Source organism: Dorea sp. BIOML-A1 (assembly GCF_009875615.1).
Classification (GTDB): domain Bacteria; phylum Bacillota; class Clostridia; order Lachnospirales; family Lachnospiraceae; genus Dorea_A; species Dorea_A amylophila.
In genome coordinates, this window is record NZ_WWSA01000021.1 from 24,171 (window position 1) to 48,128 (window position 23,958).

A 23,958-nucleotide genomic window follows, 5' to 3' on the forward strand; every position below is an offset into this window, starting at 1 on the left:
TTATTTCTCCTCCTCATATATCTGCATGATTTTTGTTACCCCTGACATAGTCAGGATCTTACGGATCCGTTCGCTGGTATGTACCGCACAGACTTCGCCGCCCAGCATATAGATTTTACGGTAACGTCCCATGATCACTCCGATTCCCGAACTGTCACAGAATTTCGTATCTGCAAAATCAAAGATCACATACCGGATATGATTATGTTCAATCAGATGATCGGATTCCTTTCTTATCTCTTCCGCATTGTGATGATCCAGTTCCCCCGGTAAAAATATAGTCAGATAATTCTCCTGTACCTGATACTTCATGTTATAACTCCCCATTTACATCTTTCTATTATTTTGCATAGTGCATAAACAAAAAAGGACATACACCTCTTACGTGTATATCCTTCTCTTTTTGTATTTCTGCCATTTCTATACCAGGACAATCCATATCCTAGTTATTATTCTTCTTACTCTTCTGTGCATTCTGCGTATCAAGTGATTCCTGTGCATCGGTCGCAGCCTGTGTTCCCTCATGCTCTTCTATGATTTTCTGATAATACGCATTCGCCTTATCCTGCTCACCCTGTTTTTCATAAGACTGCGCAAGCAAAAGCATGGCTTCTCCGTCCTGGTATCCCTCATCCATCTGTACCACCTGCTCCAGATTTGTTACCGCCGTGTCATAATTTGCCGCTTGATAATTCTTCTGGGATGTTGCATACAGGCTTTCACAGACTCTTGGATAAATTTTCTCTGTCAAACTGTCATATTCTTCTTTTCCGGATGTGCCAAGTGTATCTGCATTAATCTTCAGCAGTTCTTCTGCCAGCGCAGAATTACTCATATCTCCGGTTGAATAATGCGATACAACCGTCATCAGTGACTCATAACTTGACTTTGTCACCTCCGCAGTCTGTTTCTGTTCCTCTGCAGCTTTGGTATCTGTACGGTATGTTTCCAATTCTTTTTTCAGTGCACTGATCTGTGACTTCTGCGTCGCAATCTGATCACTGAACTTCACCGTCTGCTTGTTCACCTTGCTCTGTCTGGATGCAGATACTGCCGGCATGACCAGGAAAGCCATAACCGCAACTCCGACAGCTACACCAATTGCAATATTTATCATTGTGTGCAATCCGACATTATCCTTAAGACCGGATGCGACAGGCTGGATGATCGTTTCATTTCCGATATTATAAGTTACCGTCTGTCTTCTTTTTTTCTTCTTTCCCGTATCTTTATCATCGACCAGGCGCACATTCCTTGACTTCCGCACCTGATTCAGTTCATGCATGTAACGCATGGTGATATCATCTGTCTTGTCCAGCTTGTGTGCGATCCGGATATTCTTTCTCGCCTCGGAATACTGTTCATCCATAATGTAAAGCAGTGCCAGAAGCTGATATGCTTTCACATATGTCGGATGCATCTCAATTGCTTTCTTAAGCTGGAGTACAGCCAGATCCTCACAGCGCTGGTAACAGTAATCCAGTGCCTGATTGTATCTTTTGATCGCCTGATTGATCTGATCCAACTCATCTTTTTTCTCTTTTATCTTTATAATATAATAATTGGCAATGTTCTCTTTCGGCTGGAGATTCTTGCTTAACACCCATTCCGTCAGTGCTTCTACCACATCACCTCTTCCGTAATAGACAAGTCCCAGAAGATTTCTCGATGCGATGTTATCTCTGTTATATTGTAAACTCTTTTTCAGCGATGTGATTGCTCCGGTCAGATCCCGGATGTTCGCTCTTTTAAGCCCGTCATTATACCAGTAGTTCGACTGATACGCCAATTTTGTTGTATAATCCATATACTTCCCTCTATATTTCCGTTACTGTTCGTACAGCGCTGAGACTTTCCATTCCGGAATTCTTTCCTGTGAACCGTAACCGCTTTTCTTTGCCGCAGTTTACTGTGGATCGTCCTGCTTCGTCTGTTCGATCACTTCTCTTAAAAGATCTGTCATATCTGTCAGATCATCCTGGTAAATCGCATCTCCCAGTTCCTCTACTTCCAGACTAGGCTGGAATTTCTTTAATTCTTCTTCAAAATCAAGCATCTATGGCACCTCCTGCCAGTAACTTTTTTATCATCCCTACAAGGTATAATGAACCAAGACAGTATATCTCTCCTGACTCCCCCCGTTTATCCAGTGCCGTTCTGACGGCATCTTCCAATCGTTCTTTACAATACACCGGTCTGTCTGTATACCGGCGGAAGATATCTGCAAGTTCCTCACCCGGAACACCTCTCTCGTCTTCGATCTGTGTGACGATATATGCTTTCACATCCAGATTCCCGCACAGGTATTCTATCATCTCATCGTACTTCTTATCCGATACTGCGGAAAATAATAATATCATCTCACCGCGTTCAGACTCATCCAGTGCCTTTACGCTTTCTACAAACGCCTGCATTGCACCCGGATTATGCGCACCGTCTACCGTGATATGTGCTCCAATCCGTTCCATACGTCCTTCCCAGTGAAGCTGTGCAAGTACCTGTTTCCACCGGTCCATATGTATCTCTTCTCCCGCAAGCAGATATTCCGACGCTTCCAGTGCAAGTTCTGCATTCATCGCCTGATAGCATCCGCACATCGGCACCTGAAAGATAACATCTTTATCATACGCACTCCGTCTGGAAAATGCAATATATTTCCGGTGAACTTCCCGGATTTCATACGCATGATTCGTGACTTCTCTACAATATACGCCCAGTTCTTCTCCCTTTGTCCGGATTACTTCTGCCGCTTCTTTATTACTTCCGTCAAAGAATACCGGAACTTTTGGCTTAATGATTCCGGCTTTTTCAACTGCGATCTTCCTGATCGTATCACCAAGAATCGCCGTATGATCCAGACTGATAGACGTAATGATGGACAGTGCCGGCTTCTCAACCGCATTTGTTGCATCCAGTCTTCCGCCCAGTCCGGTCTCCAGGATAATATATTCTACATCTGTTTCTGCAAATGCAGTCATCCCCATTCCGAATAAGAATTCGAAATAAGACGGATGTTCGATTCCATCTTCCACCATCCGGCGGACTGTTTTTAAAACCTTACGGAATACTTCAAGAAAGGTCTTATTATCTATCTGTACATTATCCATCCGTATCCTTTCATTTACAGATACAAGATGAGGGGATGTAAAGAACCCGGTTCTCTTCCCCTCTGCCATAAGTATGGCCTGTAAGTATGCACATACAGACCCTTTTCCATTGGTTCCGGCAACGTGGACGATTTTCCTGTCCACTGCCGGATTCCCTAATCTTTTTAAAAATAATTTTGTGTGTTCCAGCGTATGTTTTTTTGTAAATTTTGGGATTTCTTCGATATATGCGGCTGCCTCTTCATATGTGAACACTTCTGGTTCTTTTTTATTTAACATCATATTCCTGATCCACCCAAGATTTGTTCTTATCGGTTGCTGTACCTTCCTGTTTTACAAGCTGTCCGTTCTGATAAATATATTTATCGGACATCCGGAAGATTGTATCACTGGAACCAACCTGTCCGACCTGTATTACATCTCCGTCTTGCAATTCTGTATCTGATAGATTAATACGTGTATTATTCAGGAAACTGCTCTTCTGCTTTTCTCCATTCACATATATGCGGCTGTATTTTGTAAAGTTCTCGCCGTACAGACTATATCCGCTGCTAAGCTGCGGAACAATACTGCTCAATGACACATCACGGATTCCCATTACCATATGCCCTTCCGCGATCGGAGGATGATTGTTATAAACGTACTGCTTTCCATACAGGATATCATACTGCAAAAGTTCCAGGTCTGAAAGATAATTCTTCGTTCCTTTTCTCTGCTGATGGTAATTGAACACTGTACCGGAATGAATATCCAGTCTGTTCAGGATCTCTGACATCAGCTGGTAAGCAGGAATATTCTTGTCCTGTTTCTGAAGTCCGACATTATCCCAGATTACATAATTTGTATTATATAAATAACGGCTCTTTAAGTCTTCTGCTTTCAGTCCCATGGTTGGAAGATGATCCCCATAAAATACAACTACAGATGGTTCCTTTCTTGCTTCCACTGCCTTGATCAGATCACCAACAAACTGATCCATCTCATAGACCTGATTCACATAATATTCCCATTTATTTTTTAGTGCTTCATCTTCAATTCCTTCAACCTTGATCTTTGGATTTTCGATCAACTGCGTCTCCGGATAGTTTCCATGTCCCTGGACACTGACAGTGAATACAAAGTCTTCCTGATCTGATGTATCCATGGCTTCCATGATATGCTGTGTCAGGATCTCATCCTTCGCCCAGCCGTTCTCTGTCGTCTGAAGGACATTCATGAACTCCTTACTGGTAAATGTATCAAATCCCATATTGTTAAAGACATTGGCACGGCTATAGAAGTTACCTGTATTATCATGCAATGCATGTGTCCCGTATCCAAGTGCGGCAAGTGCGGTTGCAGCACTCTCTGTCGGATGTTTCTTCGAGTATGTCTTATATGGATATTCTCCCGGTCCGAAGTAACGGAGATTCATTCCTGTCAGTACTTCAAACTCTGTATTTGCCGTACCGGCTCCCACCGACGGTACCTTGAAATATCCGGATGAATAATTCTGGTATAAATTATGCAGGTTTGGACACGCATCTTCAGATGTGGTAAAGAACTCTGCATTTGCCACATCAAAATATGACTCCAGCTGTACTACAATAATATTCGGAAGTTCATCGGAAGAACGGCTTGTTGTGCTCTTATTCAGCTCTTCGTTTTTATTGATCTTTGCCATTTTTTTCTTTGTGTACCCGTTTGGCTCACTGATTCCGGTATTGAACAGACTCGCCGAAAAACAATATGGAAGACCGTAATCTTCATAGGCAAATGCAATATTTCCAAAATACGTAGATACTACTCTTTTGTCTATTGCCGCATTCGTGACAAATGTGTAAAGTATGCAGCACACAACAATTCCCAGCAGCGATGCTACGTGGTGTACCTTTCCTGTATACTGTCCGCCGCGTCTCCACATCGAGACCAGCCAGACCACAAGCGCAGCTGCTCCGATAGCGATCACAACGACTTCAAAGCCATTACAATAGTTATTGATCAGTGCGATTCCGTCTCCTGCGATCTTAAGATCCTGTGCATTAAACGGTGTGACCCTCTTTAGCAGAATATATCCGTTGGCAATTCCGAGGATAATCCACAATGCGCTGATAATGATACGGACAAATATCCTTCGCTTGAACAGATATACAATAGAAAAGGTTACGAAGATCATAAACGTATTGTACAAAAATACCAACGGTGTTCCTGTCATATAGTTCCAGGCAGCAACGAGCGAATGTCTGGAAATTGCTTCTATTGTAAAGTTAATGATGCACGCAAGCAGTGCATGAAATATCAAAGAGAATCGGTTCATGAATGCATAGACCGGCTGCATCTTCTTTGCAAATGCACTGTTACGTCTTGCTTCCAGTATTCTCTCGCGTCGTTCATGTCTGCCTTTCCAGTATGCAATGACATCCTCTTTCTTCAAATTTCTTATTTTGCGGATTTTTCCCTTGATATCCGGTTTCTTTAACTGAAATTTTTTCATATAATCCCCTTTGATATCTAATCCGCAGCTATCCTGTTACTGATAACTGCGGAAATATATGGTTGTCTATAGGTTTTAATATTTATAACTTTCTTCTCTTAAGACTGTTTTGCTTTTAATCCTTCCAGCCTTTCTTTTACCTGAGCCATCATCTGCTGATAAGTTTCCAGTTTTTCTCTTTCTTCCTGAACCTTTGCAGCCGGTGCTTTACTTACAAATTTTTCGTTGTTCAGCATTCCGTTTGAACGTGCAATCTCTTTTGTCAGTCTTTCCTCTTCTTTTGTCAGACGTTCGATCTCCTGTTCAAAATCGATCAGTTCTTCCAGTGGAACATATACCGTTGCATCCGGAACTACAATAGATACTGCGTCTTCCGCAATGCCTTCTGTCGTCTTCTGAAGTACCAGTTTGTTCAATGCTGCCATATTCTGAGCTGCATTACTTAACATTGCAAGTCCTGATCCGAGCTGTTCATCTTCACATACAACATAAGCAGTTGCTTTTCTTGAATTTGGAACATTCATCTCTGCACGTACGTTACGGATACCGCGGATGATCTCTTTGTAGTGTTCAACAATGTTCTCTGCAATTGGGAAGTTCCAGTCTTTTTCATATACCGGCCAGTCAGACATCATCAGTGACTCTTCTTCCGGTACCAATTTGCTGTATATTTCTTCTGTAACGAACGGCATATATGGATGAAGCAGTTTCAATGATTTTTTCAATACTTCTTTTAATGTCCATAATGCATCGTTTGCCCCCTGTGGATCTTCCTCTGCATGATAGATACGGTATTTTGCGATCTCAATGTACCAGTCACAGAACTCATCCCACAAGAAGTCGTATATCTTGGAAAGTGCAATACCAAGTTCGAACTTGTCCATATTTTCTGTTACATCTTTTACAAGGTTGTTGCACTTGGACATGATCCATCTGTCAGCCGGACGGACAGTAAAGTCAGCCGGTTTTTTCAGTTCTTTATCGCCCAGATTCATCATAATAAATCTGGAAGCATTCCATACTTTATTTGCAAAGTTACGGCTTGCTTCTACACGTTCATTATAGAAACGCATATCATTACCAGGTGCATTACCTGTCATTAATGTCATACGAAGTGCATCTGCACCATACTGATCGATGATCTCCAACGGATCGATACCATTTCCAAGGGATTTACTCATCTTGCGTCCCTGTGAGTCACGGACCAGACCATGAATAAATACTGTATGGAACGGTGCTTTTCCAGTATGTGCATATCCTGAGAATACCATACGGATTACCCAGAAGAAGATAATATCATAGCCTGTTACCAGAACATCTGTCGGATAGAAGTAATCCAGATCCTCTGTCTTATCCGGCCATCCGAGTGTTGAGAATGGCCACAGTGCTGAACTGAACCATGTATCCAGTGTATCTTCATCCTGTGTAAAATGTGTGCATCCGCATTTCGGGCATTTCTCCGGTGCGCCGTGTCCAACTACTACTTCACCACACTCGTCGCAGTAATAAGCCGGAATTCTGTGTCCCCACCAGATCTGACGGGAAATACACCAGTCACGGATATTCTCAAGCCAGTGCAGGTAGATCTTATTGAAACGTTCCGGAACGAATCTTAAGTCGCCGTTCTTGATCGCTTCAATCGCCGGTTTTGCAAGGTCTTCCATCTTAACGAACCACTGCTGCTTGATCATTGGCTCTACGGTTGTGTGGCAGCGGTCATGTGTTCCTACATTATGTGAATGTGGAACCACTTTTACCAGGTATCCCTGCTCTTCCAGATCAGCTACCATCGCTTTTCTTGCTTCGTAGCGTTCCATTCCGGCGTATTTTCCACCGTACTGCTCGTTGATCGTTGCATCATCGTTCATGATGTTAATCTCTGGCAGGTTGTGGCGTTTTCCAACTTCGAAGTCGTTCGGGTCATGTGCCGGTGTGATCTTAACCGCACCTGTTCCGAACTCTTTGTCTACATAGTAATCGGCAACGATTGGGATTTCTCTGTCTGTCAGAGGCAATTTACACATCTTTCCTACGATGTCTTTGTATCTTTCATCATCCGGATGAACTGCGATCGCAGTATCTCCAAGCAATGTCTCCGGACGTGTCGTTGCGATCTCCAGATAGTCATCTGTTCCAACGATTGGATACTTGATATGCCAGAAGAATCCGTCCTGCTCCTCATGTTCAACCTCTGCATCAGAAAGAGAAGTCTTACATACCGGACACCAGTTGATGATTCTGGAACCTTTGTAAATATATCCTTCGTTATATAATTTGATGAATACTTCTTCTACCGCCTTGGAACATCCTTCGTCCATTGTAAAACGCTCTCTGTCCCAGTCGCAGGATACACCTAATTTTTTAAGCTGTCCCTCGATCGTTCCGGCATATTCTTCTTTCCACTGCCATGTTCTTTCCAGGAATTTCTCTCTTCCTAATTCTTTCTTGTCAATTCCTTCTTCTTTTAACTGGTTTGTAACCTTAACTTCTGTCGAGATAGCTGCATGGTCTGTTCCCGGAATCCAGAGTGCATTGTATCCCTGCATTCTCTTATAACGGATCAGAATATCCTGCAGTGTATTATCAAGGGCATGTCCCATGTGAAGCTTACCTGTAATGTTCGGTGGCGGCATTACTGTGGTAAATGGTTTCTTACTTCTGTCAACTTCGGCGTGGAAATATTTGTTATCACACCATTTTTCATATAACTTTGCTTCAATCGCTTTGGGATTGTAAGTCTTTTCCAGGTTTTCGCTCATAGTTTCCTCCTCATTTCACACTTTTTTCACATTTTTTTATTACATGAAAAAACCCTTTACATTACGTAAAGGGCGATTGTAGTCGCGGTACCACCTTCATTATACAGGAAAACTCTTTCCCATATATCTCATCTTATTCTTTAACGGGAACGACTCCGGGATGAACTACTACCGTCTTATCATATGTCTCAGGTTCACTCATCCGGCTCCGAAGCTACCTTCCTACGTCTCGTATTCCTTAAGTGTCTCTCAGCCGATGGATCACTCTCTCTGGTATGGACGAACTTACGTGTACTCCTCTTCATCAATGCCTTTACGTATAAACTACTGAATATGATAGCCATCGAATCCCCATTTGTCAAGGATTTTAGGGATTTTTCAGAAACTCTTAAGGAGTTACACCAGACCGAAACATTTCATGATGAAAAGCCATCCCGTTAACGTAAATGCACTGCACATCGTCGTCAGCATAACTACACTTGATGACACGACACCTTCATGTCCCATATTCTTAGCCATGACAAAACTGCTGACCGTGGTTGCTGAACCAAGCATGACTAAGATTGCGATCAGTTTCTCTCTTCGGAATCCGATTACTACCGCAAGCGGCATGAACACTGCTACAAATCCCACTAATTTGATAAATGCGGCGATCACGGTCGGTTTGATCTTGCCAAACGCTTTCTTAATATCAAAGGTTGCTCCCATTGCCATCAGTCCCATCGGTGTTGCTACGCCGCCGATACTGCTGACCGCCTTATGTAAGATCACAGGCATCGGAAGTTTCAGCGCTGACCATAACAGACCTGCTGCAATACCGATGATGATCGGATTCATAATGATACCGGTCAATGTTTTCTTGAGCAGTGCTTTATCCATACCATTTTGTCCCGGTTTGAAAAACGACAGCACAACCACCGCCATAATATTATAAAGTGGTACACTTCCTATGATCATAAGTGGTGCCTGTCCGGAATTACCATAGATATTCTGGATAAATGCGATTCCCAGAAGCGCCGCACTGCTCCGGTAAGCCGCCTGGATAAATTCTCCCCGAATGCTTCTGTCTTTCAACAGGCAGGAGATTCCAATTGCGATCGTGATACTGATCAATGTAATAATAAAACAGAAAATTACGAATTTCGTATCCCACGCTTCCTTTATATCTACGACCGCCAGATCGCCGAATAATAATACCGGCAGTGGTATCCGGAAGACGAATTTGTTCATCTTATTGGCAAACTCTTCGTCCATCCACCCGATCTTATTGAAAAACAGTCCCAATACCATCATTAAGAAAATGGGAACTGTTGCATTTAAACTAAACACCAGATTGTCCATTATACTATATCCTCTCTTGCTTTGAAATCAGAAAATATCTGACTCCTTATTCCAGATATTTTCTGATTTCAAAATATGCTTCATAGAGCTGCTCATACGATGTTCTGCAGTTTGCCGGACTGGTGGATGGTAACCCGATTGCCATAATCCCAGTCTTCGGATAACAGAACTTCTTATATAATTGGAACGCTTTCGTTCCCGTCGTAAAGATTGCTTTGATATCAGCACATTCAAGTATCCTGCTCATATCATTCGGCTGTGGATTGCGGATACTGCTATCATCTGCTCCTTTGATATCACATCCCGCCAACACATCCCATACTGCAATACCATTTCTTAATGCAAATGTAATCTTATCTTCTCTTGTCTCCGGATACGCTTCTCCACAGACATCCGATACAACTTTCCAGAATCTGTTTCTTGGATGGCCGTAGTAGAAGCCGACTTCACGGGATTTCGGAGACGGCATGGTTCCGAGCATCAGGATTTTGGAATGTTCATTGTAGATTGGTTCGAAATTGTGGATGATATGTTGTGTTTCCATGTCTGAATCAGCTCCTATTCTTCAATCTTTAATGCAGCTTTACATGTCTTTTTATAACATGCAATTCCATACTTCAAAATTTTGGATTTTTATCTGTCATCTTTCCAGCTCACGATCAGCCCTGCAAGCAGGAATACCACTCCTGCTCCGGCAGAGATACATCCCATCCAAAGGAATGCCTTCAAATTCACATCAATCGTACGTCCAAGTATTCTGTCCGTCAGTAAGCTGAGTACCTTATTTCCCATAAGTCCGATTCCCGGCGCAAAGACAACACCGCAGATCAGACCTTCTACACCAAGTGAAAAGAGACCTCTGTATCTTGGATAGCCCAGTAGAATCGTCAGAACCGCAAGAATCAGGATTGCTGCTCCCGCTGCCACACGGCACGGCATAGACAATAATATGGTATAAAGCTTTGCAACTTTTCCCTGCACCGTACTGGTATCGTTCATATTATCATACAGGTTTGAAGCATAGCTGTTCAGCACATCCTGCACATCAACCAGTTCTTCTTTCAACTGCTGTTTCATCATTGCCAGCATATCGTCATTTAATTCCGGATTCGTATCCTTAATTTCCTGCATACTGTCATCCAGAATCCGATTCAGTTCTTTTGTTACATCTACGTCTTTGTACGCTTTTCCGCTGGAAAGATCCTCTGTTATCTCGTTCATGACCTTTTGTGTAATTGCCTGTACTTCTCCGTTTTTCTCGATCTTGTTCTGTATCTTTGCGATCCATTCCGTATCATCCGCTCCTGCATAACCGAATACAGCATCCATCATCCGGTGTGAAATTGCAGTATCGACTCCTGCCTGACTGATTGCATCCACCAATACCTTTTTCGCCAGAAAACTTGATCCCAATACCGTTACACTTATGATAAACAACAGTCCGATCAGTACATTTAATATTCTTTTGCCGATTCCCATAATTTGTTTCCTTTCCTTTTTATTTATGCTGCCACACTACATTCCAAAGTTTCCAATGAATTTATTGTCTACTCTTATTAATTAGTATGATATACTATATGGAGATGATTATCAACAACCAGCAATTAAAGGACAACTATAAATGAATACAGATAACCAAAATCAAAAAAGTTTCATTGATAAATTACACAAGGAACATACACTTACCAAAGAAGAATGGATCACACTGATCGAGGGACGCACTCCGGAACTTTCCGAATATCTCTTTTCCCTGGCACGCAAAGAGCGCCACCGCTATTACGGACACGACGTCTACGTGCGCGGACTGATCGAATTTACCAACTATTGTAAAAATGATTGTCTCTACTGCGGCATACGGAAAAGCAATGGAAACGCACACCGGTATCGTCTGTCAGAAGAAGACATCCTGAATTGTTGTAAAGAAGGATATGACCTTGGCTTCCGTACCTTTGTCTTGCAGGGTGGAGAAGACGGATATTATACAGATGAACGTATCATCCATCTGATTCGGATGATCAAAGAGCAATATCCCGACTGCGCCATCACCCTCTCCATCGGTGAAAAATCAAAAGAAAGTTACCAGGCTTACTTCGATGCAGGCGCCGACCGTTATCTTCTGCGTCATGAAACTTATAATCACGAACATTACAGACAGCTTCATCCATCAAACCTTAGTCCCGGCCACAGACAGCAGTGTCTGCGTAACTTAAAGGACATCGGTTATCAGGTCGGCTGCGGCTTCATGGTGGGATCGCCTTATCAGACACCGGAACATCTGGCGGAAGATATGCTTTTCATGAAAGAACTGAATCCACACATGATTGGAATCGGTCCGTTCATCCCACACCATGATACCCCATTTGCCGGAGAAGCTGCGGGAACACTGGAGCTTACCTTATATATGCTTGGTCTGATTCGTCTGATGATTCCAAAGGTTCTGCTTCCGGCCACAACTGCACTTGGAACCATCCATCCGAAAGGACGTGAACTCGGAATCCTTGCCGGAGCCAATGTTGTAATGCCAAATCTCTCACCGACGGAAGTCCGGAAAGATTATCTTCTATATGATAATAAAATCTGTACCGGAGATGAATCCGCCCAGTGCAGACATTGTCTAGAAATGCGGATGAAATCCGTTGGATATCAGGTTGTAACAGACCGTGGAGATTCCCTGAATATTTAATCATTGAAACAATACCGCAGATTTATACAGTTTTAACATTTTTATATGGTCAGCTTTACACATAGCTGTCAGAAAGCGAGGAATACATCATGAGTTTAAACAGCACACCCTCTTCAGAACGTACACATATCGGAATCTTTGGCAGACGTAATGCCGGAAAATCAAGCCTGATCAATGCACTTACCGGACAGAATCTGGCAATCGTATCCGATGTACGCGGAACCACGACCGATCCGGTGTTCAAAGCCATGGAACTACTTCCGCTTGGTCCGGTTGTCATGATTGACACTCCAGGTCTCGATGACACAGGAGAACTCGGAAAACTTCGTATCCAGAAAGCCTATCAGGTCTTGAACAAGACGGATATTGCTGTACTTGTAGTTGATGGAACCACCGGAATCACCCCACAGGACAATGCAATTCTTACACGTATACAGGATAAAAAAATCCCTCTCCTGCTCGTCCTCAATAAAGCTGATCTAGTATCCGAACATGTACACCAGGAAATGATCGTATCCACACACCTGAAATATAAGATTCCTCTGGAAAATATTCTGTGGACCAATACCACAGAACATCTTCATATTCATGAACTGAAGGAACGGCTCGGATCTCTGGTTCCTTCTGAGGATTCTTCCAGATTCATTGTGCGTGATCTTGTAAAACCCGGGGATTTTGTCGTGCTGGTGGTTCCGATCGACTCGGCGGCACCAAAGGGAAGACTGATTCTTCCGCAACAGCAGACGATCCGTGATCTTCTCGATGCCGGTACAACTGCCATTGTGGTAAAAGAGACGGAACTTAAGAGCACTCTGGACTCACTGGGCAAAAAACCTGCGCTTGTGATCACCGACAGTCAGGCATTTAAAGAAGTTGACAAAGATACACCTTCTGATATCCTTTTAACTTCATTTTCTATCCTTTTTGCAAGATACAAGGGAAATCTGGAAACCGTTGTCAGAGGCGCACGTGCATTAGACACTCTAGAAGACGGAGATACCATTCTGATCAGCGAAGGCTGCACCCACCATCGTCAGTGTGACGATATCGGTACTGTCAAACTGCCTCGCTGGGTATGCGAATATACCGGAAAAGACGTGTCCTTTGAATTTACCAGCGGAACCGAATTTCCTCTGGATCTGACCCGATATAAGATGATCATCCATTGTGGTGGATGTATGCTGAACGAGCGTGAGATGAAATACCGCCTGAAATGTGCCGATGATGCAGATATCCCGATCACAAATTATGGCACTGCGATTGCATACATGAAGGGAATTCTGGAACGGAGTATCGAGATATTCCCACAATTACGAAAATAAACGAACGCTTTATATATAAAGGAGATTTTTATGCAGATCAGAAAAGCGACAATGAATGACCTCCCGGATATCCTTGCAATCTATGCCTATGCCCGGGAATATATGAAAGAACATGGAAACCCTGACCAGTGGAAGGACAACTATCCTCCGTTAGAACTGACTACACAGGACATCCGTTCCGGCTGCTTACATGTCTGTATCATCCGGGCAAATGACCGGGAACAGATTGGCGGTGTATTCTATTTTCATCCGGAAGAAGATCCCGATTATCTGAATATTGACGGTTCCTGGTTGAATTCCTGCCCTTATGCCGTTGTTCACAGAGTTGCCACAGCACCGGACACGAAAGGCATTGCCACCTTCTGCCTGAACTGGGCTTATGAACAGTTTCCGAATATTAAGATTGATACACACGATGATAATATCCCGATGCAGCATCTGCTCGCCAAATTAGGCTTCACATGCTGTGGGCATACTACATTGAAAAGCGGTGATAGCCGCCTGATCTATCAGAAAGCTGAATAAACTCAGCAGAGCAGCAGTTACACAGGGATAATTTTTTTGATTTTACTGTGCTAACACCTTCTCAACCTCTTCTATCGGAAGTCTTATTGCTCACTTTAGATTTCCTACAGATTATCTTAAGATTTTTCATATTTTCTTTAGCCTTATAACACAAATTAGAAACATTTGCCATGTATTATATAATCATCAACAACAAAGAAGTCACTCAGGTATCAGAAATATGAAGCAACTTTTATCTGATCTGGCTTCGCCTAAAAAATCCTTCGGTTATTTAATAAAAGACAACAACCGAGTTTATATATATCATTTTTCTTTTTCATAACTTTTTTCCTTTTGGGCATCCGGTGTGGATGCCCATTTTTAATACTGGCATGCGGACAAGCATCTGCTATTCTTTATTCTTTTCCAGCGAATAACTCTCTATTTTCACTTTCCTGTTTAAGATTCCCTTCTCCCAGATCATCAGATGAATCTGATAACCGATACTGTCTTTTGCAATCTCGAATGGTTCTTCTCTTAAAATAACAGAATCTTTTCCTTCCTTTTGCAATTGCTGTCTTCTTTCTTCCACCTTGTGCATCAGTTGCTGACATCTTACATCCATCTCTTCTCCAAATGAACGTTTCTTGTAGCCTGAAACTGTTTTTCTCAACTTTTCATCCAACAGATCGACCACTTTTGCATGCGCATTCCGGTGAAGCATTGCTGCAATTTTCTTTGCAATATATGGCTTTGGATATTTCCGGTAGTTCTTTAATATCTTCAGCAATCCTTTATCATCCGCCTCTGCGGCCAGTTTCTCCATCACTGCAATTGCTTCTTCTGTCGGCACCCATGGCTCTACTCTTGGGACGATGTATTGTTCCGGCACTGCAGGATAACAGCAGTAATTAAGCGGCGGAAAATCCACCAGCATCGCAAGCTTTCGTTCCTCTGGTGTACAGTATTCCCCTCCCAGATAATCATACTTGTCTCTCATGATTGCCAGACGGTATTCCAGCTGCCGCAGATATTCATAATCCTTCATCCAGAAATGTCCGATTTCCCCATAATTATATAGATGGACATCTGTCAGCAGATCTTCGAAAAATATCGTGACGACTGAATCTCCCTGATGGACCACAAGAATGTACTCCTTATCTTCAAAACTCATCGATGCCGATATCTCTCCTTCATAGTCCGGTCTGTATTCCCCTGTCATTCTGGCATTGTGAAATACAAGAAAGCTTTCCACCGCATCATTCATCAGATATACCAGTCGGATATCCGGTTGCCCTGAAATTGATCGCTCCGGAAAAATCAGCTCAAACTGTTCCTGTTCCAGAAGCTCTTGCAACATTACAAATGCATCCACTATTCTTTCTCTCCTTCATTTGCCTCTTCAACCACAACTTCCGGTTCCACTTCCCCATGATCTTCTACATAATCAAATCGCAATACCGCCTGCGGCCAGTTCAAACTGATCCTTGCATTCTTCTGCTTTTCTTTTCCGGCTTTCTGAATCAGCTCCAGAAGTTCTTCCAAAACAGCTTTCGTCAGATAACCGCCCCGCCAGTGAAACGTAAATACTCTTCCTTTTTTTGCGGTCTGTAATGCTCTTCTATATACATCTTCTGTCTTTGTAAACGACAGTTTCTTCTCTTTATAATAGAAATGGTCCCCTTCTTCGCACTTTGGTGCCGGAGCGATCAGCGGCTCATGATCTCTGAAAATGCTTTTATCATCCAGGTTGAAATAGTCGTAGCGGATTTCTTTTTTGTCATTTCCAAGTGTATTGTCAAATGTCGCATCCAGATGATAATAATTTCCACCAATTCTCACAATGTTCCAAGTATGGCGGTATTTGATCCCTTTCTCCGGATTGTTACCGCAGACTGCGATCATACACCAGATCCCGAGTGCGTCGCACAGCACTTTCACTGATTTTGCAATCCCTTCACAGACCCCGACACCCTGTCCGAGCGGTCCGATGATCTCATGGGAATATGACTTTTTTAATTTATCATAGTGTACATTTGCACAGATGAAATCATGTACATATTTTTCCTTTTCCCATTCGGATTTATCTTTTACCGGTCTTACGAGCTTTTCTACTCTGGACTTCAGTGCTTTTTGATGTTCCTTTATTTTGTTTTTATCAAATAAATATTCCGGGATAAAAATGAAATTGGGCGAATCCGGATAATACTTGTACTTATACCCGGTTGCCCAGAAGATTTCCGGATGATCCAGACGCAGGCGGAAGAATACATTATAAAGTTCCTCCGCCTCCATTCCTGGAATCTGTATTGAATCTGAGATTTCAAGTAGTCCCTGCCGGATGGCATGATAGGCTGCCTGCTGTACTTTGTTCATCTTGCTATAATAATATGGTTCCACGATCATCTCTCCATTTTTATCTTTTTAAATCTGAACCCATTATAGCAAATTTTCACATATTTTGTATATTTCATATCCATTATGTATTTTGTAGCGGTTGTAAATTTTATATAGATTCTACATTTTTCGTCGCCACAATATCCACACCGGTACCGGCCACATCCTTCACCAGTACATCTCCGATATGTACCGGTGCCGGAACTTCCACACTCTTCAGTGCTTTCACACATTCAAAGATTTTTCCTTTCGGAATATCTTCCTTTGTCTTCACCGATACCATATCCGCATCACCGCCGGATACTCTTACCGTAGAAGTTACGATTCTGGTTGGATTAGTCACTTCTTTTCTTGCATATACGTCTCCTCGTTTGCAGGTATTTCCTGTTACACTGATCACTTCACCGGCTTCCATTGTCACGATCAGAGGGCAGCCCATCGGACAGCCGATACATGTCAGTTCTCTCGTTGTTACTGTTTCCATCCTCTACGCCTCCTCTATCTTTACTGTAATTGTCTTCAGACCCGGATACTTCATAAGCTGTTCTTTCGTAAGTTTAATCTGCTCCATCTCTCCCGGTGCAACAACCGGACGTTTCTTATGTATCACACGTTCTTCATCAAAATATACACTTACATAACAGTTCTTGTATACACCGCCCACACGGAAGCGCACCGTAAGATTCTCATCCATATGAACCGGATTAATGGTACTTGGAACTGTATAACGCACGCCTTCTACCGGATTCAATACAATCTCCGCTGCTTCTTCCCTACTATGCTTATCTCTATCGTCGGTATCTGCCTGTAAGTTCTTCACATATTCTGCTGCATTTCTTCCCGCAGTCTTCGCTTCTTCCGACACAAAATCCACCAGGTCATGTACATGCAGTACATTTCCACATGCAAATACACCTTCGATATTAGTCTCCAGGCTTTCATTGACTTTCGGTCCGGATGTCACAGGATTCATATCTACGCCCATACCTCTGGATATCTCATTTTCCGGAATCAGTCCGCAGGAAAGTAATAACGTATCACAAGTGTATTCTTCTTCTGTTCCCGGAATCGGCTTTCCTTTACCGTCCACTTCTGCCAGTGTGATTCCTTCAACTCTTTCTTTTCCTTTGATATCTACAACCGTGTGGCTTAATTTCAAAGGAATATCATAGTCATTCAGGCACTGTACAATATTACGCTTTAAACCACCGGAATATGGCATCAGTTCTGCTACAACTTTGACCTTTGCACCTTCCAGTGTCATACGTCTTGCCATGATCAGCCCGATATCGCCAGAGCCTAAGATTACAACTTCTCTTCCCGGCATATACCCTTCCATATTGACCAGCCGCTGCGCCGTTCCTGCTGAATAAATGCCTGCCGGACGATACCCCGGAATGTTCAATGCACCTCTGGAACGCTCACGGCATCCCATAGCCAGGATGACTGCACTTGCCTGTATTTCAAATAATCCTTCTTCCCGGTTCATCGCTGTTACAATTTTATCTGAGCTGATGTCCATAACCATCGTATGTAATTTGTATTCGATTCCAAGATCCGTTACCTGTTTGATGAATCTTCCGGCATATTCCGGTCCTGTCAGTTCCTCTTTAAATGTATGAAGACCGAAACCATTATGAATACACTGATTCAGAATTCCACCCAGTTCTTTATCTCTTTCCAGGATCAGAATATCCTGAATCCCATTTTCTCTTGCTGATACGGCCGCCGCAAGTCCTGCCGGGCCTCCGCCAATAATTACTATATCGTATGTTTTCATAATCTATCTTCCTTTTTCTATTACAGCTGATCCTTATTCGTTCCTGTGATAATTTGGGATTTTCCGCCGGATTTCGTGATCTCTGATATCGGAATATCCAATTCTCTTGCCAGTATCTCCATCGTTCTAGGGGAACAGAAACCGGCCTGGCACCGCCCCATACCTGCTCTGGTTCTGCGCTTTACGCCGTCTAATGACTTTGCTCCAAGTGGTCTATGGATTGCATCGATAATCTCACCTTCTGTGATCATCTCACATCGGCAGATAATATTACCGTATGCCGGTTTCTCTTTGATCAATGTCACTCTTTCTTCTTTAGTCAGAGTGTTTGGATCCAGGATTCCTTTTCTTGTTGCAATGAAATTTTCTTTTTCTTCCAAATGAAGCTTTTCTTTCAAAATTCCCGCAACCATCTCACCGATTGCCGGACTACTGGTAAGTCCCGGAGATTCAATTCCTGCACAGTCAATAAATCCTTTCGCATTTTCTACTTCTTCTATGATAAATTCATGTCCTTCTTCATGTGCACGAAGTCCTGCAAATGAAGTAATTACCTGACGCATCGGTATATCTTTTACATTCTGTCCTGCTTTTGTAAGTACCTGATCCAGTCCTTCTCTTGTCGTATTCGTTCCTTCTTTTTCTTCTATATCGATCGCTGTCGGTCCAAGAAGGAGATTGCCGTGTGCAGTCGGTGTAACCAGAATTCCTTTTCCGAATTCATTTGGCAGAGCAAATATTGTCTTGCTCACATGTGCGCCTGCTGTTTTATCCAACAGACAATAATCACCTCTTCTTGGTGTGATGTGTATCTTCTTTTCACTGACCATATTGTGGAATTTGTCTGCATAAACACCGGCCGCATTCACCACATATTTCGTCTTGAATACACCCTGATTCGTGTGAATTTCCCAGATATCATCCTTTTTTTCCAATCTCTGTACTTTTGTATCAAATTTGAATTCCACACCATTTTCACAGGCATTTTCTGCCATCGCAATATTCAATCCAAATGGACATACGATTCCGGCTGATGGTGCATAAAGTGCTGCATATGCATTATCTACAATATTCGGCTCCATCTCGAGCACTTCTTCTCTGTTCAGGATCTGAAGTCCCGGCACGCCATTTGCCACTCCTCTGTCGTATAATGCCTGCAATTTATCCATATCTTCTTCTCTCAGACAAATTACCAGCGAACCAACTCTCTGAAATGGGAAATCCAGTTCTTTCGATAACTGTTCCATCATTGCATTTCCGCGGACATTTAACTTTGCCATCAATGATCCTTCTTTTGCATCATATCCTGCATGTACAATTCCACTGTTGGCTTTTGACGTTCCACAGCAGACATCTTCTTCTTTTTCTAATACACATACCTTTGCTTTATAACGGGACAACTCCCTTGCTGCTGCCGAGCCTGAGACTCCGCTTCCAATTATTATCACATCATACATATTTTTATCTCTCCTTATCTAATATCTGTATGATTTTTTGAAAAAAGAGCCTGACAAGTAAACGCATCACGAATATGCGGTTATCCTGTCAGGCTCTCTTCTCTCACGCCTCTTGTTCTATTTTCTTTGTCATTTTACCACGGAATAGCACCAAAAAGCAATACCGCAGCAACAGCTCCTATTACCTGTCTTTATTTAGTTTTTAATCTTCTTTTGCCCAGCCGTAAGCATATTTTACAGCTTTGTTCCAGCCTTTGATCATCTTGCTTCTCTGCTCGTCATCAATCTTAGGCTCGAATGTCTGATCGATTGCCCAGTTCTTGATCACATCTTCTTTGCTTTTCCAGTATCCGACTGCAAGACCTGCAAGATAAGCAGCTCCCATTGCCGTTGTCTCTACACACTGCGGACGGTTTACCGGTGCGTTAATGATATTTGCCTGTGTCTGCATCAGGAAATCGTTGGCACTTGCGCCGCCGTCAACCTTCAGTGCAGCAAGATCAATTCCGGAATCTGCTTTCATTGCAACAAGAACATCATTTACCTGATATGCCAGTGATTCCAGTGTTGCACGGATAATGTGATATTTGTTCACTCCACGTGTAATTCCTACAATGGTTCCTCTTGCATACTGATCCCAGTGTGGTGCTCCAAGTCCTGTAAATGCAGGTACCACATAACATCCATTCGTATCTTTAACTTTCTTTGCCATATATTCAGAATCCGGTGCAGAATCAATAATACGAAGTTCATCTCTCAACCACTGGATCGCTGCTCCTGCTACAAAGATCGAACCTTCCAGCGCATAATTTACTTTGCCGTCTAATCCCCATGCAATGGTCGTAACCAGACCATTTTTAGAAAATACCGGCTTTTCTCCTGTATTCATCAGAAGGAAACATCCTGTTCCGTATGTATTCTTTGCTTCTCCTGCATTGAAACATGTCTGGCCGAATAAAGCTGACTGCTGATCTCCTGCTGCTCCTGCGATTGGGATTGGACCTCCGAGATAAGATGGATCTGCCTCTCCGTAGATGCAGCTTGATGGTTTTGGTTCCGGTAACATACATTTTGGAATATCCAGTTCTTCCAGAATCTCGTCATCCCACTCCAGTGTATTAATGTTAAATAACATTGTACGTGATGCATTCGAATAGTCTGTCACATGTGCTGCACCTTTCGTCAGTTTCCAGATCAGCCATGTCTCAACGGTTCCAAATAATAATTCTCCTCTTTCTGCTCTTTCTCTTGCTCCCGGCACATTATCAAGGATCCATTTTACCTTTGTTCCCGAGAAATATGCATCGATGACCAGTCCGGTTTTTTCACGGAATTTATCTGTTAATCCTTTTTCTTTTAAGGAATCACAATATTCTGATGTTCTGCGGCACTGCCATACGATCGCATGATGCACCGGTTCTCCTGTTTCTTTATCCCAGACGATTGTTGTTTCACGCTGATTTGTGATACCGATCGCTGCAATATCTTCTGCCTCTGCATTAATCATATTCATTGCTTCTACCGCAACACCAAGCATACTTGCCCAGATCTCATCTGCATCATGCTCTACCCAGCCCGGTTTTGGGAAATACTGTGTGAATTCTCTCTGTGCCACACTGCACATCTCACCTTTCTCATTAAACAGAATACATCTGTTACTGGTAGTTCCTGCATCCAATGCCATTACATATTTTGCCATATTCATTTCCTCCTGATTTTTCGTTTCATTTTACTTGTTACTTTTTCGCATGCGTTCTATTTAAATTGCTCCCTCAAGCAATTAAATACTCTGTTTTCTCTTATACAGTTATTACATCTTCCATACTTGATGATTGGTTGATGACACTGCAATTGCTCCGGCTGATAATGCAGCCATCACATCTTCTTTATCTGTGATCAATCCTCCTGCTATGATCGGTGTCTTCACTGAACCACAGATCCGTTTGATCACTCTTGGCATCACACCCGGAAGTACTTCTATAAAATCCGGTCTCACCATATGTTGTTGCTGTCTGATATTTTCAAATGCCATGGAGTCCAGCAGAAAATATCTGAGAACCGTATACATTCCAAGTTCTTTCGCTTTCTTGATCAGTGACGGCTTTGTTGATATGATTCCATCTGCTTCTGTATGTTCTTGCAGATATTCTACCGAAATTTCTTTCGGGCTGAGTCCGCTGATCAGATCTACATGTACCATCGCAACCTTTCCGGCATCTTTCACCCGTTTTACAATCCTGTCTATCGAACAGACATCTCCAAATAATATAAAAATCACCTGTATCTCTTCTATTGCACAACATTTTTCTATATCTTCCATACTTTTCACAGCCGCAATGATCGGATTACTCCCGACTGCATCATAAAATATCTGATCCATTTTTCCATCTCTCATCCTTTTGTCAAACTTTTATATTTTCAATTTATTCTATTACATTTTGTATTATTTTTCAAAAAAAGGAGCGCGACTAAAAGCAATCGTTTGATTACTTGTATCCGCTCTCCTATCTCAACTCTTTTGTTCAACTGCGTTTACTATATCACAGTGCACAATTTTTCTCAATGACATTTACAGAAACTGACTAAACTCTACCTTCTCTTCATTAGGTCCTTTAATCGTAAAAAATTTTACTCCATTGTCCCAGAATGGCAGGAAATGAATCTCGTCATTTGTCGTATTCAGATCCATTGCACAGACTTCTTTGTATGTCTCTTCGATATCTTTTACATCAATTGCGACATGATCAATGGCTCCGGCTTTCATCGTTGCCTCATCTGATTCATATGTCTCGATCACCAGGTTTTCTAATTTTAAGAATGCTACTTTTGCACCCTCATTCACCGTCTCAAATGCCGGTTCAAAACCAAGTTTTGCAAAAAATGCTTTTGTTGCTTCCATGTCCTTTGTTGGAATTCCGATGTGCTGGATTCCTGTTGCGTAATTTTTCATGTTGTTCTTCCTCCTTTTGATTGTCATATTTTATTCGTTTGGGAATATCATCATTTTACCATTTTTGCCACGGATTTTGAATACTTCATTGATCTCACCCAATGGAAATCTGTCGGAGATCAAAAATACTGCTGTATCCTCTCCTCATTCAGTTCTTCTCCGATCACGATCACAACTTCCTGTCCTTCCGGAATTGGACAAATTCTCATCTCCTGATGTGTGGCATTTAATTCCAGCCACTCGCCAGCTTCATCTTTCAAGAATCCTTTGACACGGAATACTCGTCCACATTCTTTATCCTCCAGAATGTTCTTTGCTGCTTCTATGATCTCGTCTGTCGTCTTATCCAGATTCATAAAATACAGGGATTTAAATGCCTCTCCCTCTTCGATATGCATCTTCCGGTAATTCTCCGGTACATATCCACAGGATAAAAATGTCTCATAATCTGCCTCATCAAATGCCGTCCAGTCTTTTACCACAATCTCATCCTTAAATCTTCTTTTGCACTGTACTTTCTCCATTGCAGCATTCAGGTGTGAGACTGTATTTTCAATCTCTTTCTCCGACGCTTCCTGGCTTCTACTGAGTACGATGCATCCTGCATTCGCAGCCTCGGATGCCAGCAGATAGTCTGCTTCATCCGACAGTTTCTCCTCCAGTTTTGCGTCAACGACCGTGATCACATTCCCAATCTCATACCATCTGTCGATCGGATCATCCCGTAATACATCGAAAAATTCATCCACATCATAGATACCCGACGGCTCTACGATCACACGGTCATAGCCGCACATTCCCATTGCGATCAGTTTTGTGCGGAAACGTCTTTTGTGACAGTCCGCATCACATCCTCCGGCAATCATCTCCAGTTCACAGTTCTCGCCTTCCAGATCTTTTAACAGCATCATATCTACGTTGACTGCACCGTAATCATTTTCCAGTATTCCGATATTTGCCCCACTGTCGATCAGATATTTTGCATATTTTTTTATAAATGTTGTCTTTCCGGATCCTAAGAATCCTGTGATCAAATCTATCTTTACCATTTCACCCTGCTACCTCGAATATTTTCTTTCCTGCAAATTGCAATTCCATAATTCCGGTTTAGCGATGCTTCCATATACATCTTATTATTAACTGTCATGTCAAACAAAAAAACATATCATAAAGTATAACCTTTTT

21 protein-coding genes and 1 other annotated feature are annotated in these 23,958 nt (G+C 42.4%); of the genes, 3 read left to right on the forward strand and 18 right to left on the reverse strand.

The annotated features are described in order from the left end of the window. From spoIIAA to GT508_RS09335, 9 genes are all read right to left on the reverse strand, one after another. The gene (gene spoIIAA / locus GT508_RS09300; RefSeq protein WP_055282902.1) at nt 1–312 is read right to left on the reverse strand and encodes an anti-sigma F factor antagonist; all 312 of its coding nucleotides are present in this window, start codon (nt 310–312) and stop codon (nt 1–3) included. Between the two features lie 130 nt (nt 313–442). Next, on the reverse strand, nt 443–1,807 hold the full coding sequence (locus tag GT508_RS09305; RefSeq protein WP_161144100.1) for a tetratricopeptide repeat protein: 1,365 nt from the start codon (nt 1,805–1,807) through the stop codon (nt 443–445). Nucleotides 1,808–1,906: 99 nt separating this feature from the next. Continuing rightward, nucleotides 1,907–2,056, reverse strand: a complete 150-nt coding sequence (locus GT508_RS14445) for a hypothetical protein (protein WP_006428236.1) — start codon at nt 2,054–2,056, stop codon at nt 1,907–1,909. Next, the gene (locus tag GT508_RS09310) at nt 2,049–3,389 is read right to left on the reverse strand and encodes a bifunctional folylpolyglutamate synthase/dihydrofolate synthase (protein WP_161144101.1); all 1,341 of its coding nucleotides are present in this window, start codon (nt 3,387–3,389) and stop codon (nt 2,049–2,051) included. Before GT508_RS09310 ends, GT508_RS14445 begins: the two co-directional genes overlap by 8 nt. Next, the gene (locus tag GT508_RS09315) at nt 3,376–5,580 is read right to left on the reverse strand and encodes an LTA synthase family protein (protein WP_161144102.1); all 2,205 of its coding nucleotides are present in this window, start codon (nt 5,578–5,580) and stop codon (nt 3,376–3,378) included. The genes GT508_RS09310 and GT508_RS09315 overlap by 14 nt, the downstream gene beginning before the upstream one ends. Nucleotides 5,581–5,678: 98 nt before the next feature. Continuing rightward, nucleotides 5,679–8,339, reverse strand: a complete 2,661-nt coding sequence (locus tag GT508_RS09320; RefSeq protein ID WP_161144103.1) for a valine--tRNA ligase — start codon at nt 8,337–8,339, stop codon at nt 5,679–5,681. Nucleotides 8,340–8,404: 65 nt separating this feature from the next. Further along, nucleotides 8,405–8,656, reverse strand: a binding site (T-box leader). A gap of 79 nt (nt 8,657–8,735) precedes the next feature. Continuing rightward, nucleotides 8,736–9,680, reverse strand: coding sequence for an AEC family transporter (locus GT508_RS09325; RefSeq protein WP_161144104.1), 945 nt, complete (start codon nt 9,678–9,680; stop codon nt 8,736–8,738). Between the two features lie 46 nt (nt 9,681–9,726). Then, complete coding sequence (locus tag GT508_RS09330; protein ID WP_028087124.1) at nt 9,727–10,224, reverse strand: DNA-deoxyinosine glycosylase; 498 nt, start codon at nt 10,222–10,224, stop codon at nt 9,727–9,729. Between the two features lie 89 nt (nt 10,225–10,313). Beyond that, the gene (locus GT508_RS09335) at nt 10,314–11,159 is read right to left on the reverse strand and encodes a hypothetical protein (protein WP_161144105.1); all 846 of its coding nucleotides are present in this window, start codon (nt 11,157–11,159) and stop codon (nt 10,314–10,316) included. Nucleotides 11,160–11,301: 142 nt separating this feature from the next. Here GT508_RS09335 and hydE point away from each other — a divergent pair, with 142 nt between their 5' ends. The 3 genes from hydE to GT508_RS09350 all read left to right on the forward strand — a co-directional run bounded on the left by hydE (nt 11,302) and on the right by GT508_RS09350 (nt 14,210). After that, nucleotides 11,302–12,363, forward strand: coding sequence for a [FeFe] hydrogenase H-cluster radical SAM maturase HydE (hydE, locus tag GT508_RS09340; protein WP_161144106.1), 1,062 nt, complete (start codon nt 11,302–11,304; stop codon nt 12,361–12,363). A gap of 89 nt (nt 12,364–12,452) precedes the next feature. Continuing rightward, a complete protein-coding gene (gene hydF, locus GT508_RS09345; RefSeq protein ID WP_028088083.1) occupies nt 12,453–13,685 on the forward strand; it encodes a [FeFe] hydrogenase H-cluster maturation GTPase HydF in 1,233 nt (410 codons plus the stop codon). Nucleotides 13,686–13,715: 30 nt separating this feature from the next. Beyond that, a complete protein-coding gene (locus tag GT508_RS09350; protein ID WP_161144107.1) occupies nt 13,716–14,210 on the forward strand; it encodes a GNAT family N-acetyltransferase in 495 nt (164 codons plus the stop codon). A 388-nt stretch (nt 14,211–14,598) separates the two neighbouring features. Here the strand turns inward: GT508_RS09350 and GT508_RS09355 are convergent, their stop codons facing one another. The 9 genes from GT508_RS09355 to GT508_RS09395 form a co-directional block, all read right to left on the reverse strand. Next, nucleotides 14,599–15,564 carry a DUF3878 family protein gene (locus GT508_RS09355; protein WP_330576911.1) on the reverse strand — a complete coding sequence of 322 codons (966 nt, stop codon included), beginning with the start codon at nt 15,562–15,564 and terminating at the stop codon, nt 14,599–14,601. Then, the gene (locus GT508_RS09360) at nt 15,564–16,589 is read right to left on the reverse strand and encodes a transglutaminase domain-containing protein (RefSeq protein WP_055282878.1); all 1,026 of its coding nucleotides are present in this window, start codon (nt 16,587–16,589) and stop codon (nt 15,564–15,566) included. Before GT508_RS09360 ends, GT508_RS09355 begins: the two co-directional genes overlap by 1 nt. Before the next feature lie 106 nt (nt 16,590–16,695). Continuing rightward, complete coding sequence (locus tag GT508_RS09365; RefSeq protein WP_161144108.1) at nt 16,696–17,070, reverse strand: DUF1667 domain-containing protein; 375 nt, start codon at nt 17,068–17,070, stop codon at nt 16,696–16,698. A gap of 3 nt (nt 17,071–17,073) precedes the next feature. Then, nucleotides 17,074–18,366 carry an NAD(P)/FAD-dependent oxidoreductase gene (locus GT508_RS09370; protein ID WP_161144109.1) on the reverse strand — a complete coding sequence of 431 codons (1,293 nt, stop codon included), beginning with the start codon at nt 18,364–18,366 and terminating at the stop codon, nt 17,074–17,076. Nucleotides 18,367–18,386: 20 nt separating this feature from the next. Next, nucleotides 18,387–19,823 (reverse strand): NAD(P)/FAD-dependent oxidoreductase, encoded by a 1,437-nt coding sequence (locus GT508_RS09375; RefSeq protein ID WP_161144110.1) that lies wholly within the window; start codon nt 19,821–19,823, stop codon nt 18,387–18,389. 202 nt (nt 19,824–20,025) lie between these two features. After that, entirely contained in the window at nt 20,026–21,522 is a 1,497-nt protein-coding gene (glpK, locus tag GT508_RS09380) for a glycerol kinase GlpK (RefSeq protein WP_161144111.1), read from the reverse strand. Between the two features lie 111 nt (nt 21,523–21,633). Further along, a complete protein-coding gene (locus GT508_RS09385; protein ID WP_055214851.1) occupies nt 21,634–22,203 on the reverse strand; it encodes a glycerol-3-phosphate responsive antiterminator in 570 nt (189 codons plus the stop codon). Between the two features lie 189 nt (nt 22,204–22,392). Further along, nucleotides 22,393–22,773 carry a VOC family protein gene (locus GT508_RS09390; RefSeq protein ID WP_055214853.1) on the reverse strand — a complete coding sequence of 127 codons (381 nt, stop codon included), beginning with the start codon at nt 22,771–22,773 and terminating at the stop codon, nt 22,393–22,395. A 119-nt stretch (nt 22,774–22,892) separates the two neighbouring features. Beyond that, nucleotides 22,893–23,822: a GTP-binding protein gene (locus GT508_RS09395; RefSeq protein ID WP_161144112.1), complete on the reverse strand. Its 930-nt coding sequence runs from the start codon at nt 23,820–23,822 to the stop codon at nt 22,893–22,895. Nucleotides 23,823–23,958 lie beyond the last annotated feature (136 nt).

What these genes read in the sequence shown, in the direction of transcription:
- GT508_RS09390 (WP_055214853.1), bottom strand. Translation starts at nt 22,773, where the DNA reads ATGAAAAATTACGCAACAGGAATCCAGCACATCGGAATTCCAACAAAG.
- hydF (WP_028088083.1), top strand. Translation starts at nt 12,453, where the DNA reads ATGAGTTTAAACAGCACACCCTCTTCAGAACGTACACATATCGGAATC.
- GT508_RS14445 (WP_006428236.1), bottom strand. Translation starts at nt 2,056, where the DNA reads ATGCTTGATTTTGAAGAAGAATTAAAGAAATTCCAGCCTAGTCTGGAA.
- glpK (WP_161144111.1), bottom strand. Translation starts at nt 21,522, where the DNA reads ATGGCAAAATATGTAATGGCATTGGATGCAGGAACTACCAGTAACAGA.
- GT508_RS09375 (WP_161144110.1), bottom strand. Translation starts at nt 19,823, where the DNA reads ATGTATGATGTGATAATAATTGGAAGCGGAGTCTCAGGCTCGGCAGCA.
- GT508_RS09335 (WP_161144105.1), bottom strand. Translation starts at nt 11,159, where the DNA reads ATGGGAATCGGCAAAAGAATATTAAATGTACTGATCGGACTGTTGTTT.
- GT508_RS09320 (WP_161144103.1), bottom strand. Translation starts at nt 8,339, where the DNA reads ATGAGCGAAAACCTGGAAAAGACTTACAATCCCAAAGCGATTGAAGCA.
- GT508_RS09330 (WP_028087124.1), bottom strand. Translation starts at nt 10,224, where the DNA reads ATGGAAACACAACATATCATCCACAATTTCGAACCAATCTACAATGAA.
- GT508_RS09370 (WP_161144109.1), bottom strand. Translation starts at nt 18,366, where the DNA reads ATGAAAACATACGATATAGTAATTATTGGCGGAGGCCCGGCAGGACTT.
- spoIIAA (WP_055282902.1), bottom strand. Translation starts at nt 312, where the DNA reads ATGAAGTATCAGGTACAGGAGAATTATCTGACTATATTTTTACCGGGG.
- GT508_RS09385 (WP_055214851.1), bottom strand. Translation starts at nt 22,203, where the DNA reads ATGGATCAGATATTTTATGATGCAGTCGGGAGTAATCCGATCATTGCG.
- hydE (WP_161144106.1), top strand. Translation starts at nt 11,302, where the DNA reads ATGAATACAGATAACCAAAATCAAAAAAGTTTCATTGATAAATTACAC.
- GT508_RS09305 (WP_161144100.1), bottom strand. Translation starts at nt 1,807, where the DNA reads ATGGATTATACAACAAAATTGGCGTATCAGTCGAACTACTGGTATAAT.
- GT508_RS09365 (WP_161144108.1), bottom strand. Translation starts at nt 17,070, where the DNA reads ATGGAAACAGTAACAACGAGAGAACTGACATGTATCGGCTGTCCGATG.
- GT508_RS09310 (WP_161144101.1), bottom strand. Translation starts at nt 3,389, where the DNA reads ATGATGTTAAATAAAAAAGAACCAGAAGTGTTCACATATGAAGAGGCA.
- GT508_RS09350 (WP_161144107.1), top strand. Translation starts at nt 13,716, where the DNA reads ATGCAGATCAGAAAAGCGACAATGAATGACCTCCCGGATATCCTTGCA.
- GT508_RS09395 (WP_161144112.1), bottom strand. Translation starts at nt 23,822, where the DNA reads ATGGTAAAGATAGATTTGATCACAGGATTCTTAGGATCCGGAAAGACA.
- GT508_RS09315 (WP_161144102.1), bottom strand. Translation starts at nt 5,580, where the DNA reads ATGAAAAAATTTCAGTTAAAGAAACCGGATATCAAGGGAAAAATCCGC.
- GT508_RS09325 (WP_161144104.1), bottom strand. Translation starts at nt 9,680, where the DNA reads ATGGACAATCTGGTGTTTAGTTTAAATGCAACAGTTCCCATTTTCTTA.